Source organism: Proteiniphilum sp. (assembly GCF_040307845.1).
GTDB lineage: Bacteria > Bacteroidota > Bacteroidia > Bacteroidales > Dysgonomonadaceae > Proteiniphilum.
This window is the reverse complement of sequence record NZ_JAWRIS010000062.1, coordinates 290,907-304,688: the sequence shown is the minus strand read 5'-3', so window position 1 is coordinate 304,688 and position 13,782 is coordinate 290,907. Positions and strand designations below refer to the sequence as shown.

The following is a 13,782-nucleotide window of genomic DNA, read 5'->3' as shown; positions in this document are numbered from 1 at the left end:
TACCTCAATGAATTCTGTTATAAGTTTAACCGGAGATTCTTCCCGGACAAACTTTTCGACAGGCTGGTCATTGCCGCTGTCTCGTACAGCCCCGATTTCAAATCGAAAATTTACAATAGGTCATATTGCGGATAATCATATTTTATTTTTAAGGGTTAAGTAAGGCTTCTTTAATATCGTTTTCTCAATCTTTCAGGCAGCCGATCGGCACTACATACACACCATCTTTCCTGCGGTAAGCATATTGGCCTACCCCGGTGAGCACCATCAAAAATGAGGGGGGCCTCATTTTCGTGGTATCTATTTTATCAGCCAGTTGCTTGAGGGTGTTCGCTCCGGTCTCTATTAAACTGTCGCCACCCAGTTTTATCTCTATCAGCCCAAAGCTGCCATTACGCAGATGTACTACTCCATCTACCCGGGAAATGTCCCTGTTAGCAACGGCCTCCACGTAATTTATGGCTTGACGTAGCGCTGCTTTTGAGGTTAAACTGAGAGATCCCGGCCAACCTCCCCGGCAAATCAGATAAGCCAATTCGTGTAAGGACATGTCCGTTGCAATGGCTGATTCCACATCTCCTTTGAACAATGCTTCGAGACTGACGACCCCATTTGACTCCCCGGATTCATGTAAACTCATTGGCCTCATTGTGAGCCATGCAAATCTGCCGGTTCCTGAATGGGTTAATTGCGACATATCCGGCGGAACACTTGATCCGGTGAAAATAAATTGTCCGGGTGTAGTCGTCTGCGACTCACTTCAAATCGTGCCGCATCCCATAATTTCGGAGCCAGCTGCCATTCATCAATCAGTCTGGGTGTATCTCCCTGGAAAAGAATTTCCGGGTCTGTTTCGGCCAATAGCAAATTGGCCTGACGTGTCTTTGGCGCATCCAGATATAACACGCTCTTGGTTTGCTGTTCCGCGGTAGTAGTTTTTCCACACCATTTCGGGCCTTGAACCAAGACTACCCCTGCTGCTGCGAGTTGTTCTTGTAGCATGTTGTCCGCTATTCTCGGTATATAAGCCAATGGTGTATCCATACTCTTTTTCTTGTTAGATAATATTGAATATTCCGGATACAAATATAATATGTTTTTCTTTGGTTGCAAATGCTTTATGAATTTTTATTCGGTTAGTTGGCCGGATTTCATTCGGTCAGTTGGCCGGTTTTCATTCCACCAGTTGGCCGGATTTTATTCGGTCAGTTGGCCGATTTTCATTCCACCGGTTGGCCGGATTTTATTCGGTCAGTTGGCAGTTTTTTATTCAGTAATTTGGCAAAATAGGAGACTTACTTCACCAGCTCCTCAAACAATCTCTCGAATGTTCTATCCAGATCTCCGGTTTTACCGGGGTGCGGGCGTGACGTCTGGATAATGGAACTGCGTACGGCCGTCAGCCAACGGAAGCGGTCGGGGATATCCAGTCGCGCGATGGGGCCGCATTGGGGGTTGCCTTGCGCAATCTGTTTATGTGTCTCAAGGTTGTCGATTACATCGTCATAATCCGCTTCCGAATGCATCAGCCTGAATTTCTCGGGACAGAGATGGTATTCAAAACGTATATACTTTTCCCGCTTGCAGAAAAGAATGAGCCCGACATTGAAAAATTCTTCCCTTTCAACCCTTGGCACCAGTCGTATAACGGCATAATGATACAGCTTATCCTCTTGCATCTTTGGCGGTTTTTAGAAAGTTTTGGGAATGTTGCAGTCGCGTTTTCAAAAGATTCAGATAGACGCCTCTGATGTCATCCGGTGTCTCCTGCGTATGGTTCCATACCAGCCATTCATCCGGGATAAGTGCGGTGATCCCCTCCAGCAGCCCGGATGAAAGGGCTTCATGTGCGAACTGGTCGGCTTCATCGAGCATCGATGCCTGGGGTAGCAATACATGGTCTTTGATATGGGGAAACGGGTTAAGGGCATGCCTTTCGAAATCATTCCACGAATGATGGAAATAGAACGAAGCGCCGTTGTCGATCACCCATAATTCACGATGCCACCACAGCAGGTTGGTATTGTTGAATGTGCGGTCGATATTGGTCGTAAATGCATCGAGCCAAACGATCTTAGACGCCAGGAAAGGATCAATCTTTACGGTAGGGTCATAGGCAATTGCCCCGGAGAGATAATGCAACCCGAGATTGAGCCCTTCGCTTCCCTTGAGCAGGTCCTGTATTTCCTCATCGCCTTCACTGCGACCGAAATCATCGTCGAGGGTAGCAAAAACCAGTTCCGGAATTTGCAATCCCAACGCAGAGGCTATTTTTCCGCCCAGCAATTCCGACACCAGCATCTTGGTGCCATGACCTGCGCCGCGGAACTTAAGCACATATTTGAACCCGTCGTCCGCCTCTGCCAACGCGGGGAGAGACCCGCCTTCACGCAAAGGCAGGATATAACGGACAACTTTTACTGTGCGTAGTGAATTATCTTTTCCCATAGGGTGCAAAGATACGATAATATCATTGGATTTCTCGTGACTCTGTCAGTACACATCCTTTGGCATACATCTCACGCAATGCTTTCTCATCGTCCCCGGGTTGTACATTGACCGCGGCGATGGCATCGGTGATCACATAGGTGTGGAATCCCTGCGTTACCGCGTCGAGGGCAGAAGCTTTCACGCAATAATCTGTGGCGAGGCCGCAGACATACAATTTACGGATATTGTTTTCATGAAGCAACCCGGTGAGGGATTTGTTAGTCGCTTCAAAAGCGGAATAGCCGTCATCTTTATTATCGGTGCCTTTTAACAGTTTCTGGTCTATTTTACCGGTATCCAGGTCGGGATGGAATTCGGCACCCTCTGTGCCGGCCACACAGTGTACGGGCCATTTCTCAAAATGCACCGTCTCTTCCGGATGCCAGTCCTGTGATGAAATCACCAGATCGAACTTATCCATGACCGCGTTGATTACCGGAACTACTTTATCGCCATCCTTTACAGCCAAAGCTCCGCCCGGACAGAAATCGTTTTGCATGTCAACAATCAATAATGCTCGTTTCATTGCTACCTGTTTTATTGTAATAACAAGAAAACAGTGTTTGGGGTTCGGTGACGGCGAGGAAACGAAATATCCCTTTCAGAACGTTATTCCGTAACCAATGCTCACATTGATGTTTCTTCCGACAGTGGATGTCCGGTATGATTTCCTGTCGGTCTCCACTCCGTCTATCCGGGTGGTTAACTCCGCATAAGATTTTTGCAACGGCTGTTGAAAGTTTATATCCAGTACCAGCGATCCCCTTTGGGAGACAAGGTATCTGGTGGATAGGCCCATATTCAGGAATATGGGTGAGGCCCGTTGCTTATAGGATATGGTCTCTTCGGATTCATCTTTTAACCAGGTTCTTGACGAATTGTTGTCGGGTAGATACCTTATATATCCGATTCCGATTCCGGGATGGATCTTCCATTTGTCTTGTTCAAGGCGATAGACGACTCCGGCATCCAGGGAGGGGTATAGTCTTGAGGCGGGAAAGAAGAGATGATCCGCTAAAACCTCCAATATTTCTCCTATGATGCTTGATTGGGCATATTCTGTTTTCTCACTTTTATACAGGTTGTAGTGTAATTTAGCGTATGCTCCTACCTTGTCCGAGAAAAGCCAGGTGAGCCGCATTCCCACCGCCGGAACGATGTTCGGCCTGGAACCAAGCAACTTCGATTCAGGGCTGGAACCGGAACGGATCATATCGATATTTGCCCCTGCCGTTATATCGAGAAGCCATTTTTTATCCCGGCTATCCAATGAATAGCTCCCTGCCTGTTGGGCATAAGTAGATGTTCCGAAGCTGATGACAGCCCCTAAAAAAAAGATAAGTTTAATTTTCATAATAGCTTCTTTTCTATCTAACCATTTGTTTTGGTTTGCACTCTATAAGATGGCGGTTTTGTTTATCAGGTTTGTGTTATTGACTGCTCTCTTTTGCTTGCATGGATTAATGCCCATCATTTCGAGGTGGCAATGCAACAGTTCGCCCGTCTTCTCGTCGCGAAGGTGAAGACCGTTTCCCTGGCAGTATTTATATGATTTACAGGATGCACATTTCCCTGTTTTTGTCCATGAGCGGTCACGCATAATCTGGTATCGGGTGTTCCAGACCGTCCAGAAGTCATCCCGGTAGATATTTCCCTGCACGTAATCACCCCTAAGGCTCGGACAGGCGCTGATATCGCCGTTGACAAGTACTGAGGCGATGTTTATGCCTGCCTGGCAAAAGAAAGGGTTATCGCGGACCTCCATTTCATAGTCGGACAGATATCCTTCGCAACCGTAGGAGGCATTAATTTTCCCTTCCCGTCGGGTGTCACGGATAAAGTCCATCATTTGTAGGAATTCGTCGGATGACAGTTTTAATAAAGGGTTGTCTTTGGCCCGTCCTTTCGGGAAAACGGTGAAGAGCCTCCAGTGTGTGACACCTAAAGAAATGAGTAAATCGCGAAGTCTCGGCAAATCAGCTATATTCCTCTTGTTGACACAGGTGACTACATCATATACCAGATCCGGTGTTGACACAACTCTGGAAATAGCATTGATGGCCCGTAACCATGAGCCTTGTTTTCCTCTGAACCAGTCATGCGACTCTTCCCTGTGGCCGTCCAGACTGATGGTCACAGAGCGTAGTCCTGCTTTGAGGAGAGATTGTAATCTTTTCTCTTCTAACCCCCAACCGTTGGTGACAAATCCCCATGGATAACCCATATCGTACATTGCCTGGCCGCACTCCGCCAGATCCCTGCGTACCAACGGTTCTCCGCCGGTGAGTACAATCATGGTTTTGTGAGGGTCTACATGCGGCCGGATATCCGCAAGTACTTTCAGAAAATCTTCCTTGGGCATATCGGGAACGGCGGCCTGCCTTGTACAATCGCTCCCGCAATGTACGCAGTTGAAATTACAGCGTAAGGTGCATTCCCAAAAAAGATAGGTTAGTTCATGCTGTTTGGTCTGCGTAGCCTTGTATTGCCGGTAAAGAGACAGAATGAGTTTCTTTTTCGTATCCATAAAACCTCATTTGTTGTTTATTCTCCTTTTATTTCTTGGTGTCTTGTGGGAATTATTCCGTACATAGGTACCGGACCGGGATGTCTGACAAGCGTGAAATCAGCTTTCCCCTCGAACTTGCCGTTGTACCAGTTTTTTCTCCTTTTACCAATTTGCTTCAGTTCAGATGCTTTTATCCGTATAGTATCGGACTGAAATTCATCTTTGTCGATATCTGAAGTGTAGACTGTTATGTCTTCCGCGCCGAAAGCGGTCTTCGTGAATTCTAATTCGTAATTTCCGTTGGCATCGGTTCGCACAGTGTCATTCCCGAAGGGCGCCATATCGGATTTATAGATAACGGCCATATCCTTAATCGGTTGCAGGTTGTGTGCATCATTGACATTTCCCTTGACAATGAAGTCTGCGGTGGGAGTGCCATATTCTACGCGAGGTTCTATTTTATCGCAGGAGGTGTAAAGCCCTAATGCAGTCAGGACCCAGGCGATAATCTTTCCATAGGTTTTTAAGACAAATTTCTTCATAGGTTATCGGAATCCATACAAAGTTGTACTTGTTATATTAGTATAGATGAAAAAGAGAGCAAAACGTTGCACCAAAAGCCATATTTTTTCACGAGTTTTCTTAATTTAATAAAAATCACTAATAGTGGTGATTGACAGGCATGTCTTTTTGCTGTTCCTTTGTGCCCTTATAAACTTTGTATTCAGAACTGCCTGTTAAAATAATCAACTAAAGAGATGAACAGTAGGGGTATAACGTTCATTTCTCAATGTCTTGGTTCTTGACTCTTGGCTTTAAGTATTGAATCGTATGAAAAAATTATTTTTAGTAATATATGTTTTCTGCAGTACTCTTTTTGTATTTGCTGACGAAAACGATCGGTTTAAAGAGGCTAATCCCAATGATACCCTAAAAGTGTATTACCTGAATGAGGTAGTGGTAAGCAGTTCGGTGAAAGAAACCAATGAATTGAAAAACCTGCCCACTGCCGTTTCGGTGGTGTCACCTAAACAGCTACAGGATGCCCGGATAGAATCTTTGCCCCGGCTGAGCGCTTTTATCCCTAACTTCTTCATCCCTTCTTATGGGGCGAAAGTCTCCACACCCATTTATATCCGTGGTGTGGGTGCCCGTCTCGGGTCGCAGACGGTGAGCCTCTATGTGGACAATGTGCCCAGTTTCAACCCTTCGGCGTTCGACTTTGAATTCCAGGATGTACAGCGGATTGAGGTGTTTCGCGGAGCACAGGGCACACTGTATGGGCGAAATGCCATTGGTGGCATAGTAAATATGTACACCCTTTCCCCTCTCTCTTTCCAGGGCACTAAACTGATGGTGAGCGGCGGCAATTATGGACAATTTTCGGTAAAAGGATCGGATTACAGGAAATTTTCTGACAATTTCGGCCTTTCCGTGGGCGGTTATTATAAACGGGATGATGGCTATTTCAAGAACAGCTATACCGGGAAGAAAGTAGATGATTCTGAAAATGCCGGTGGCCGGTTTAAACTGGAGTGGCAGGCTTCTCCCTCGTTCAAAGCGATGTTTTTCGGGAATTACGACTATGTGTCCGGTGGCGCTTTCCCTTATATGCATGAGGATTCCACGGCTGTCAGTTTCAATGAGCCGTCATCGTACGACCGTCACTTGTTTACCAACGGGCTGTCGCTCGATTATACCGGTAACGGGTATAGTATCCATTCTACTACCGGATTTCAATATCTGAAAGACGATATGAAGATGGACCAGGATTACTCTCCAAAGTCTGTATTCTCTATCAATCAGAAGCAGAAACAGCATTCTGTAAGCCAGGAGGTGACCGTGAAGTCGGATACGAAAACAAATTACCGCTGGGTGGTAGGTGCTTTCGGTTTTGTGGATCATCGGGAGATTGATACGCCGGTAGCGCTGAAGGAAGATATGATTGCGGTGATGCAACGTCCTTTAGACACGATGATGGAGGGTCTTGGGGCGCCTCTCCGCCTGGTATACGCCAATGACCGGATCGACCTGCCAGGCGTATACACCAAACCTTCGCGGGGTGTGGCGCTATTCCACCAGTCCACGCTCAATAATCTTTTTGGTGTGGATGGATTTTCCGCTACAGCCGGTATCCGTTTTGATTATGAACATACCGGTCTCGATTACATCACCGAGAGTGACGGAGGAGATATCAATATGGAGTTCCAGATTCCCGGCAGGCCTATGCCACCCATACCCGTAGAAGGAGATACCCTGCTGGAAGGATCTTTCCGAAAAGATTTCTGGGAAATACTACCCAAGTTCGCGCTGAAATACCAGATGTCTCCTACTTCACAAATCTATCTTTCCGCTTCAAAAGGATACAAGACGGGAGGATACAATGAACAGGTCTTCTCGGATGTACTCCAAGGAGCTCTCGCAGAGTCATTGTTTAGAAATGTGAAGCCGTACATACCCGGCAATATACAAATTCCTGAAATGCCCTCCACGGGCGGTGGATCAGTTGAGGAGCAACTCTCTTATGATCCGGAAACCAGTTGGACGTATGAGTTGGGTGGACGATACGAGATGCTCGACAGAAGATTTTCTTTGACCTATGCGCTCTTTTATACCCATGTGGATAATCTGCAGATCACCCAATTGGCGAAACAGGGCACCTCGGGACGAACGATCGCCAATGCGGGCAAATCGGAAAGTAAGGGGTTTGAGTTAAGCGCGAAATTCGTGCCGATGGACAACCTCTCATTCTTTGCCGAATATGGATTTGCCGATGCCCGTTTTGTCAAGTATAAAACAGGAGAAGTGGAGGGTACTGATCCGATAGACTATTCCGACAACCATGTGCCCTTTGCACCCCGGCATACATTGAGCCTGGGAGGCAGTTATGTGCACCACCTTCCTTATGGTTCACTGATCGACCGGGTGATTGGAAATATGCAGTACCAGGGGGTAGGAAAGATCTACTGGACGGAATCGAATAAAAATGATGCCGGAACGAAAGACCTTTATCAGCCTTTTTATGGAATTACCAATGCCAGTATTGCCGTGGAAAGAGGTGCTCTTGGATTGGAGTGCTGGGTGGAAAACCTTTTCGATACGAGGTATAACACATTCCTTTTCGAACAGGATGATGTGACGGTCAGCGAAACAAATATTTTTGTACAACGTGGGTATCCCACCCGTTTCGGTGCCACGCTGCGGTATACTTTTTAACAGGTAATACGATTAAGTGTTGAATAGAGAGGGAGGAGGTTACCCCGTCATAGCATGATCTTTCCGGTCAGGATTTGCACGGTAATCAGTATTGCTCCGGAAAGCAGCAGGATGATGACAACCCATTCCCAATGTTTGGGGTGTTCTTTTTTCTCCTTCTTCGCCTTTATAAACAACAGTGAGCCGGCACCATAAAAAAGTATGGAAAGGAACAGGTATTTGATACCTACCACATAAATCACATACATTGAATAGATAGTGCCGAGCAGGGCGATCACCAGATTCCGGGGCGTTTTTTCCTCTTTCCTGTAATGAATTGCCGTCTTTACGGCATAGAGCGATGAGAGGAGGTAGGGTATCAGGACCAGTGTCGTGGCGATGGTGATGGCGGCAAGGTAGGTTTCGTTGAGTCTGGGTGAGAGGATGGCAAGTAGAAAGACCTGTGTGAATATCTGGGTGATTAGCAATGCGTTGACCGGCGTTCCCTTGCTGTTCACCCTGGCAAGTCGTCGGGGCATCACACCGTCGCGGGCAGCAGCATACATGGTCTCCACCGAGAGTAATATCCATGAAAGGCTGGCTCCCAATACCGACACCATAATGCCCAGCTTGATGATCGCACCACCGGCGGCACCTATCACAGTCCGTTCGAGCACCAGGGCCAAAGGCGTCTCTGAAGAGGCTAACTCACTTGCCGGAATGGAGGACATGGCTATCAGTGTGATCAGCATATATATTCCCAAAACAATCAGGGTAGAGAGAATGGTGGCGGTACGTACGGCTTTCTGCTCCTTGGCCCTGCCTGACAATACGGAGGCGGCTTCTATCCCGACGAAACACCAGAGTACGACTGCCATGGCGTCTCCCACCTGCTGAACAGGTGTTGTGGCCGCTCCCGTGGAAGCGAGCCTTGACTGCCACTCAGCCACATGGAAAAGGTCGCGGTCAAAGAGCGCCGGTGCGAGCAGGATGATCAGTACGATGGGGATCAACTTGGCGACCGTCACGATTAAGTTGAGGATGGCACCTTCCTTTACTCCTGCCATCAGGATAGCGTAATAGACCCATAGGATCGCCGATCCGGTGAAGAAGGATTGCAAGGGAGAAAGGGCATGCTCGCCCAACAGGTCGTTCAACGTTTTGAAAAAGAGGGCAAGGTAGCTTATATTCCCCAGCCATCCAACCGACCAGTATCCCCATGCGGAATTGAACCCCATATAGTCGCCAAAGCCGTCGCGTGCATAGGCATAGATACCACTCTTGAGTTCAGGCTTCCTCCCTGTGAGATAGACAAATACCAGTGCCAGCATCAATGCGCCGAATCCGCCGATGACCCAGGTGAGCATGGTTCCCTGTGGATTGGCTATCCGGATAAGATCCTTTGGGGAATTGAATATCCCCGATCCGATCATAGAGCCGAGTGCCACGAAGACCAACAGCCATAACCCTAACTTTTCATCTTTCTTTTTCACCTTAACCGAATATCCATATAAGTAATACGACGATAACCAACGACGGGAGCATATTCATTATGCGGAGTTTCTTGATCCCCAGTATGTTGATTCCCAGCCCGATCAGTAATATGCCGCCGGTAGAGGTGAGTCCAAGGATAATATCATCGGTAAAGAAGGTGGCAGCGTATTTGGCCAACAGGGTGAGGGAGGCCTGGAAGATGAAAAGCGGGATGGCAGACATCACAACGCCTGCGCCAAATGCAGAAGCCAGCAGTATGGCAGAGAAGAAATCCATGAACGATTTGGTGAAAAGCAGATCCGGTGAACCACCGGTCCCTTCCTGGATAGTACCGATGATAGTGAGCGATCCTACGCAAAAAAGAAGAAAGGCAGTCACCAATCCTTCCGAGAATTTCTCACTGCCGATGCGGAAGCGATGCTTCAGATAATCGCTCATCCGCTCGGCGCCTTTTTCGAGATCGGCCCATTCTCCCAGCAGGGAGCCGATAGCCAGGCTGCTGACCACAATGAGTATCTTCTCCATCTCGATGGCCATCGATGCACCAATGGCCAGGGTAAACAAGCCGATAGCCTGGAAATAGATGGTAGTGACACGTTCCGGCATCCGTTTTTTGAGTAGCAGGCCGATCATGCCGCCACCTGCTACTGCTATTGTATTTACGAGGGTTCCAATCATTTTTTAACCGATAATGTAAATTCCGAATGCAGTATAGTTACAACAGTTGTAATTATATACATGTCCTGAGTTCATAATCTGCAAAAGTATTATTTTTTTCGGGATAATTCGGGATAAATTGAGCTTATGCGAGTACCTCATAGTTTATTTTTCATTTTTGAGGGAAAGTCATAACTTTGCACTGTGTTGCGAAAGGATGCAGCCAAAAAATAAAAAATATATGTACAATTGGTTTGAGTGCAAGATAAGATATGACAAGATGCTGGAGACCGGCATGCAGAAGACCGTAACGGAACCCTATCTGGTAGACGCGTTGTCGTTCACCGAAGCGGAAGCAAGGATCATTGAAGAGATCAAGCCGTTTATCTCGGGAGAGTTTTCCATATCCGATATTAAACGGGTGAAGTATACGGAATCGTTTTTCAATGAAACGGGTGATCGTTATTATAAGGCGAAACTTTATTTCATTACGCTCGACGAAAAGAGCGGATCTGAAAAGAAAACGGCTGTCAATATGCTGGTACAGGCTTCCGCGCTGAAAGAAGCCGTGGAAATTGTAGAGGGGGAAATGAAAAAGACCATGATCGACTATGCCATTGCTTCGGTAACCGAGACGGCTATCATGGATGTTTTCCCTTATGGTGAAGAGAAAAATCAAAAGGAAGAGTAGTGTCTATACAGTCGCATATCGATGATTTGAGGGAAACCGTTCCCTCCGCGGTGACGTTGGTGGCGGTTTCAAAGTTCCATCCGGCCGGGATGGTCAGGGAGGCGTATGATGCGGGGCAACGGGTCTTTGGGGAGAGCCGGGTGCAGGAGTTGGTGGTCAAGAAAGAGCAACTCCCCGGAGATATAGAGTGGCATTTTATCGGTAACCTGCAACGGAATAAAGTGAAACAGATCGCCCCTTTCATATCCCTTATCCACAGTCTCGACAATGAACGGTTGATGCAGGAGATTGAAAAGCAGGGGGCGGCCAATGGAAGGGTTATACCTTGCCTGGTGCAGATACATATTGCCGAGGAGGAAACCAAGGCCGGTTTTTCACCCGACGAATGCCGTCAATTCCTTGAAGGAGGAAAATGGAAAACATGCCCTCATGTGCGGATTGCCGGAGTAATGGGGATGGCTACTTTTACCGATGATGAAAATCAGGTACGCAAAGAGTTCCGGCAACTGAAATCGCTGTTCGACGAATTCAAGGCCGGTTATTTCGCTGACGACCCCGGTTTTAGGGAGATCTCCATGGGAATGACGGGTGATTATCCGGTCGCCATTGAGGAAGGAAGTACCATGATACGGATAGGGACGCTGATTTTTGGAGACCGTTAATCCCTGTTACAACTATTTTCCAATATATTTTCGATATAAGATATTGATTTTATCGATAAAATGCCTATTTTTGCTAATTATAAAATTTTTGAAGAACATCATACATCCATGGTTAATTTAGAAACAACCTTTGCAGGGTTACGGTTAAAAAATCCGTTGATAGCGGGAAGTAGCGGCCTTACCAATTCAATCAAGAAGATCAAGGAATTGGAAAAAGCCGGTATCGGTGCAATAGTATTGAAATCTCTCTTCGAGGAACAGATCGAGAATCATTCTGAAAAACTTGTGCAGATTGCTGATTATCCGGAAGCGGCAGATTATATCAATACATACATCGAGATGAATCATATGGAGAAATATCTCGACCTGATCCGTTCCGCTAAAAAAGAGTGCGATATTCCCATCATAGCCAGTGTCAATTGTTATAAACTGAGCCGTTGGATTGAATTTGCCAAAACTATCCAGGATGCCGGAGCCGATGCCATTGAACTGAATCTCTTTATATTAAATGCGGGAGAGTTTGGTGATACTTATCTGGAAGACACTTACGTGAATATTGTAAGGGAATTGAAAAAGATTATCCGTATCCCTATTGTGATAAAGATGGCAAAGAATATCAGTAATCTGCCGGGGCTGGTAGGAAAGCTTAAAGCGTTGAGGGCCGGCGGTGTGGTACTCTTTAACCGCTTTTACCAACTCGATATCGATATTAAAAATCTGGAAATCACCTCCGGGCCGGTATTCAGTAATCCGTCCGATTTTACAGATACGCTACGCTGGACAGCCATTGTTTCGGGTCGGGTGCCCCATTTCGATATAGCCTGCTCCTATGGGGTGCATTCCTGGGAAGATGCTATCAAGGGAATTCTGGCAGGAGCCGGGGCCATCCAGCTTTGCAGCCTGCTTTACGAACAGGGTTCCGATGTGATAGAAGATACGCTTATGTGTATGGAGGAATGGATGGAACAGAGCAATTACACACGTATAGACGATTTTAAAGGTAAGTTGAACTATGCCAATATCAAGAGTCCGGCGCTCTACGAACGGGTACAATTCATGAAATATTTCTCCAGTTACAAGTAGGCCGGATAAAATCCATATATCGATAAAAAGAAATAGAATAATCAAATGAATATCCAGCAATTAGAATATATCATCGCGGTAGATAATTACCGCCACTTCTCCAAAGCTGCCGAGGCCTCTTTCGTGACCCAGCCTACATTGAGTATGATGATCCAGAAACTGGAGGATGAACTGGGTGTGAAAATATTCGACCGCTCCCAATTGCCGGTACAGCCTACCGATATCGGTGCACTGATTATCACTCAGGCACGTATTGCGGTCGCCCAGGTAAACCAGATCAAGGAAATCATCCAGGAGGAAAAAGGTGTGGTGAAGGGTGTCTTCCGTTTGGGAATTATTCCTACTGTGTCGCCTTACCTGCTCCCGAAGTTGATGCAGGTCCACCGTGAAAACAGGCATGATGTCCGTATTGTAATTTCAGAACTGACTACCGACCAAATACTGAAAGGACTTGCCAATGATTCATTGGATGGTGGTATTCTGGCTACACCCTTGAAAGAACCCGCCATCAAAGAATATCCGATCTATTATGAGCGGTTTTTCGCTTACGTGTCGCCATTGGAGAAGTCGTTGTTTGCCAAAACCGCGCTCGACGAGAACGATTTGAATTCTGCTGCACTTTGGTTGCTGGATGAAGTGCACTGTTTCAGGACGCAAATACTCCACCTGTGTAACCTGAAGAAAAAGCGTAGTACCAACAATTCTATTTTTTCCTATGAGGCAGGCAGTATCGATACATTGATCAACATCGTGGATCAGAACGAAGGGCTTACAGTCATTCCGGAGATGGCACTTGCCAACATGAGCGAGAAGCAGAAAAAGAATGTGCGCCCTTTCAAGAACTCCACACCGGTACGTGAGATCAGCCTGGTCACCCGCCAGGAATTCCTGCGCGAGCGCATGATCGGCATTATTATCGACGAAGTGAAGTCGGCCGTCCCCCAATCATTCCAGGATACGGCTATGAAGAAATATGTAGTGCCGTTGTGATATTCGATGAT

13 protein-coding genes and 2 pseudogenes are annotated in these 13,782 nt (G+C 46.8%); 6 read left to right on the top strand and 9 right to left on the bottom strand.

Annotated elements, in window-relative coordinates:
* Positions 1-135 (top strand): annotated as a pseudogene (locus ABV001_RS16935) (IS1595 family transposase); the annotation flags it as partial.
* Positions 136-184: 49 nt separating this feature from the next.
* Here the strand turns inward: ABV001_RS16935 and ABV001_RS16930 are convergent.
* The 7 genes and pseudogenes from ABV001_RS16930 to ABV001_RS16900 form a co-directional block, all read right to left on the bottom strand.
* A pseudogene (locus ABV001_RS16930) lies at positions 185-1,044 on the bottom strand (ATP-binding protein).
* A 251-nt stretch (positions 1,045-1,295) separates the two neighbouring features.
* Positions 1,296-1,679 (bottom strand): DUF3037 domain-containing protein, encoded by a 384-nt coding sequence (locus ABV001_RS16925; protein ID WP_294082188.1) that lies wholly within the window; start codon positions 1,677-1,679, stop codon positions 1,296-1,298.
* Positions 1,666-2,448, bottom strand: coding sequence for a HipA family kinase (locus tag ABV001_RS16920; protein ID WP_294082191.1), 783 nt, complete (start codon positions 2,446-2,448; stop codon positions 1,666-1,668). The genes ABV001_RS16925 and ABV001_RS16920 overlap by 14 nt, the downstream gene beginning before the upstream one ends.
* Positions 2,449-2,470: 22 nt before the next feature.
* Positions 2,471-3,016: a nicotinamidase gene (locus ABV001_RS16915; RefSeq protein WP_352423890.1), complete on the bottom strand. Its 546-nt coding sequence runs from the start codon at positions 3,014-3,016 to the stop codon at positions 2,471-2,473.
* Positions 3,017-3,091: 75 nt separating this feature from the next.
* The gene (locus ABV001_RS16910) at positions 3,092-3,844 is read right to left on the bottom strand and encodes a hypothetical protein (RefSeq protein WP_352423889.1); all 753 of its coding nucleotides are present in this window, start codon (positions 3,842-3,844) and stop codon (positions 3,092-3,094) included.
* Between the two features lie 42 nt (positions 3,845-3,886).
* A complete protein-coding gene (locus ABV001_RS16905) occupies positions 3,887-5,017 on the bottom strand; it encodes a TIGR04133 family radical SAM/SPASM protein (protein ID WP_352423888.1) in 1,131 nt (376 codons plus the stop codon).
* A 17-nt stretch (positions 5,018-5,034) separates the two neighbouring features.
* Positions 5,035-5,541, bottom strand: a complete 507-nt coding sequence (locus ABV001_RS16900) for a radical SAM-associated putative lipoprotein (protein ID WP_352423887.1) — start codon at positions 5,539-5,541, stop codon at positions 5,035-5,037.
* A 289-nt stretch (positions 5,542-5,830) separates the two neighbouring features.
* On the opposite strand from ABV001_RS16900, the gene ABV001_RS16895 reads away from it, so the two are divergent.
* Positions 5,831-8,215 carry a TonB-dependent receptor gene (locus tag ABV001_RS16895; protein ID WP_352423886.1) on the top strand — a complete coding sequence of 795 codons (2,385 nt, stop codon included), beginning with the start codon at positions 5,831-5,833 and terminating at the stop codon, positions 8,213-8,215.
* Between the two features lie 47 nt (positions 8,216-8,262).
* Here ABV001_RS16895 and ABV001_RS16890 read toward each other — a convergent pair whose 3' ends face one another.
* The gene (locus ABV001_RS16890) at positions 8,263-9,687 is read right to left on the bottom strand and encodes a basic amino acid/polyamine antiporter (RefSeq protein ID WP_352423885.1); all 1,425 of its coding nucleotides are present in this window, start codon (positions 9,685-9,687) and stop codon (positions 8,263-8,265) included.
* A 1-nt stretch (position 9,688) separates the two neighbouring features.
* Positions 9,689-10,366, bottom strand: coding sequence for a DUF554 domain-containing protein (locus ABV001_RS16885; RefSeq protein ID WP_352423884.1), 678 nt, complete (start codon positions 10,364-10,366; stop codon positions 9,689-9,691).
* A 220-nt stretch (positions 10,367-10,586) separates the two neighbouring features.
* Between ABV001_RS16885 and ABV001_RS16880 the strand changes: the two genes are divergently transcribed.
* From ABV001_RS16880 to ABV001_RS16865, 4 genes are all read left to right on the top strand, one after another.
* Complete coding sequence (locus tag ABV001_RS16880) at positions 10,587-11,036, top strand: DUF4494 domain-containing protein (RefSeq protein ID WP_352423883.1); 450 nt, start codon at positions 10,587-10,589, stop codon at positions 11,034-11,036.
* A complete protein-coding gene (locus ABV001_RS16875; protein ID WP_352423882.1) occupies positions 11,036-11,698 on the top strand; it encodes a YggS family pyridoxal phosphate-dependent enzyme in 663 nt (220 codons plus the stop codon). The genes ABV001_RS16880 and ABV001_RS16875 overlap by 1 nt, the downstream gene beginning before the upstream one ends.
* A 108-nt stretch (positions 11,699-11,806) precedes the next feature.
* A complete protein-coding gene (locus ABV001_RS16870; RefSeq protein WP_352423881.1) occupies positions 11,807-12,781 on the top strand; it encodes a dihydroorotate dehydrogenase-like protein in 975 nt (324 codons plus the stop codon).
* Between the two features lie 45 nt (positions 12,782-12,826).
* A complete protein-coding gene (locus tag ABV001_RS16865) occupies positions 12,827-13,771 on the top strand; it encodes a hydrogen peroxide-inducible genes activator (protein WP_352423880.1) in 945 nt (314 codons plus the stop codon).
* Positions 13,772-13,782: the final 11 nt, after the last annotated feature.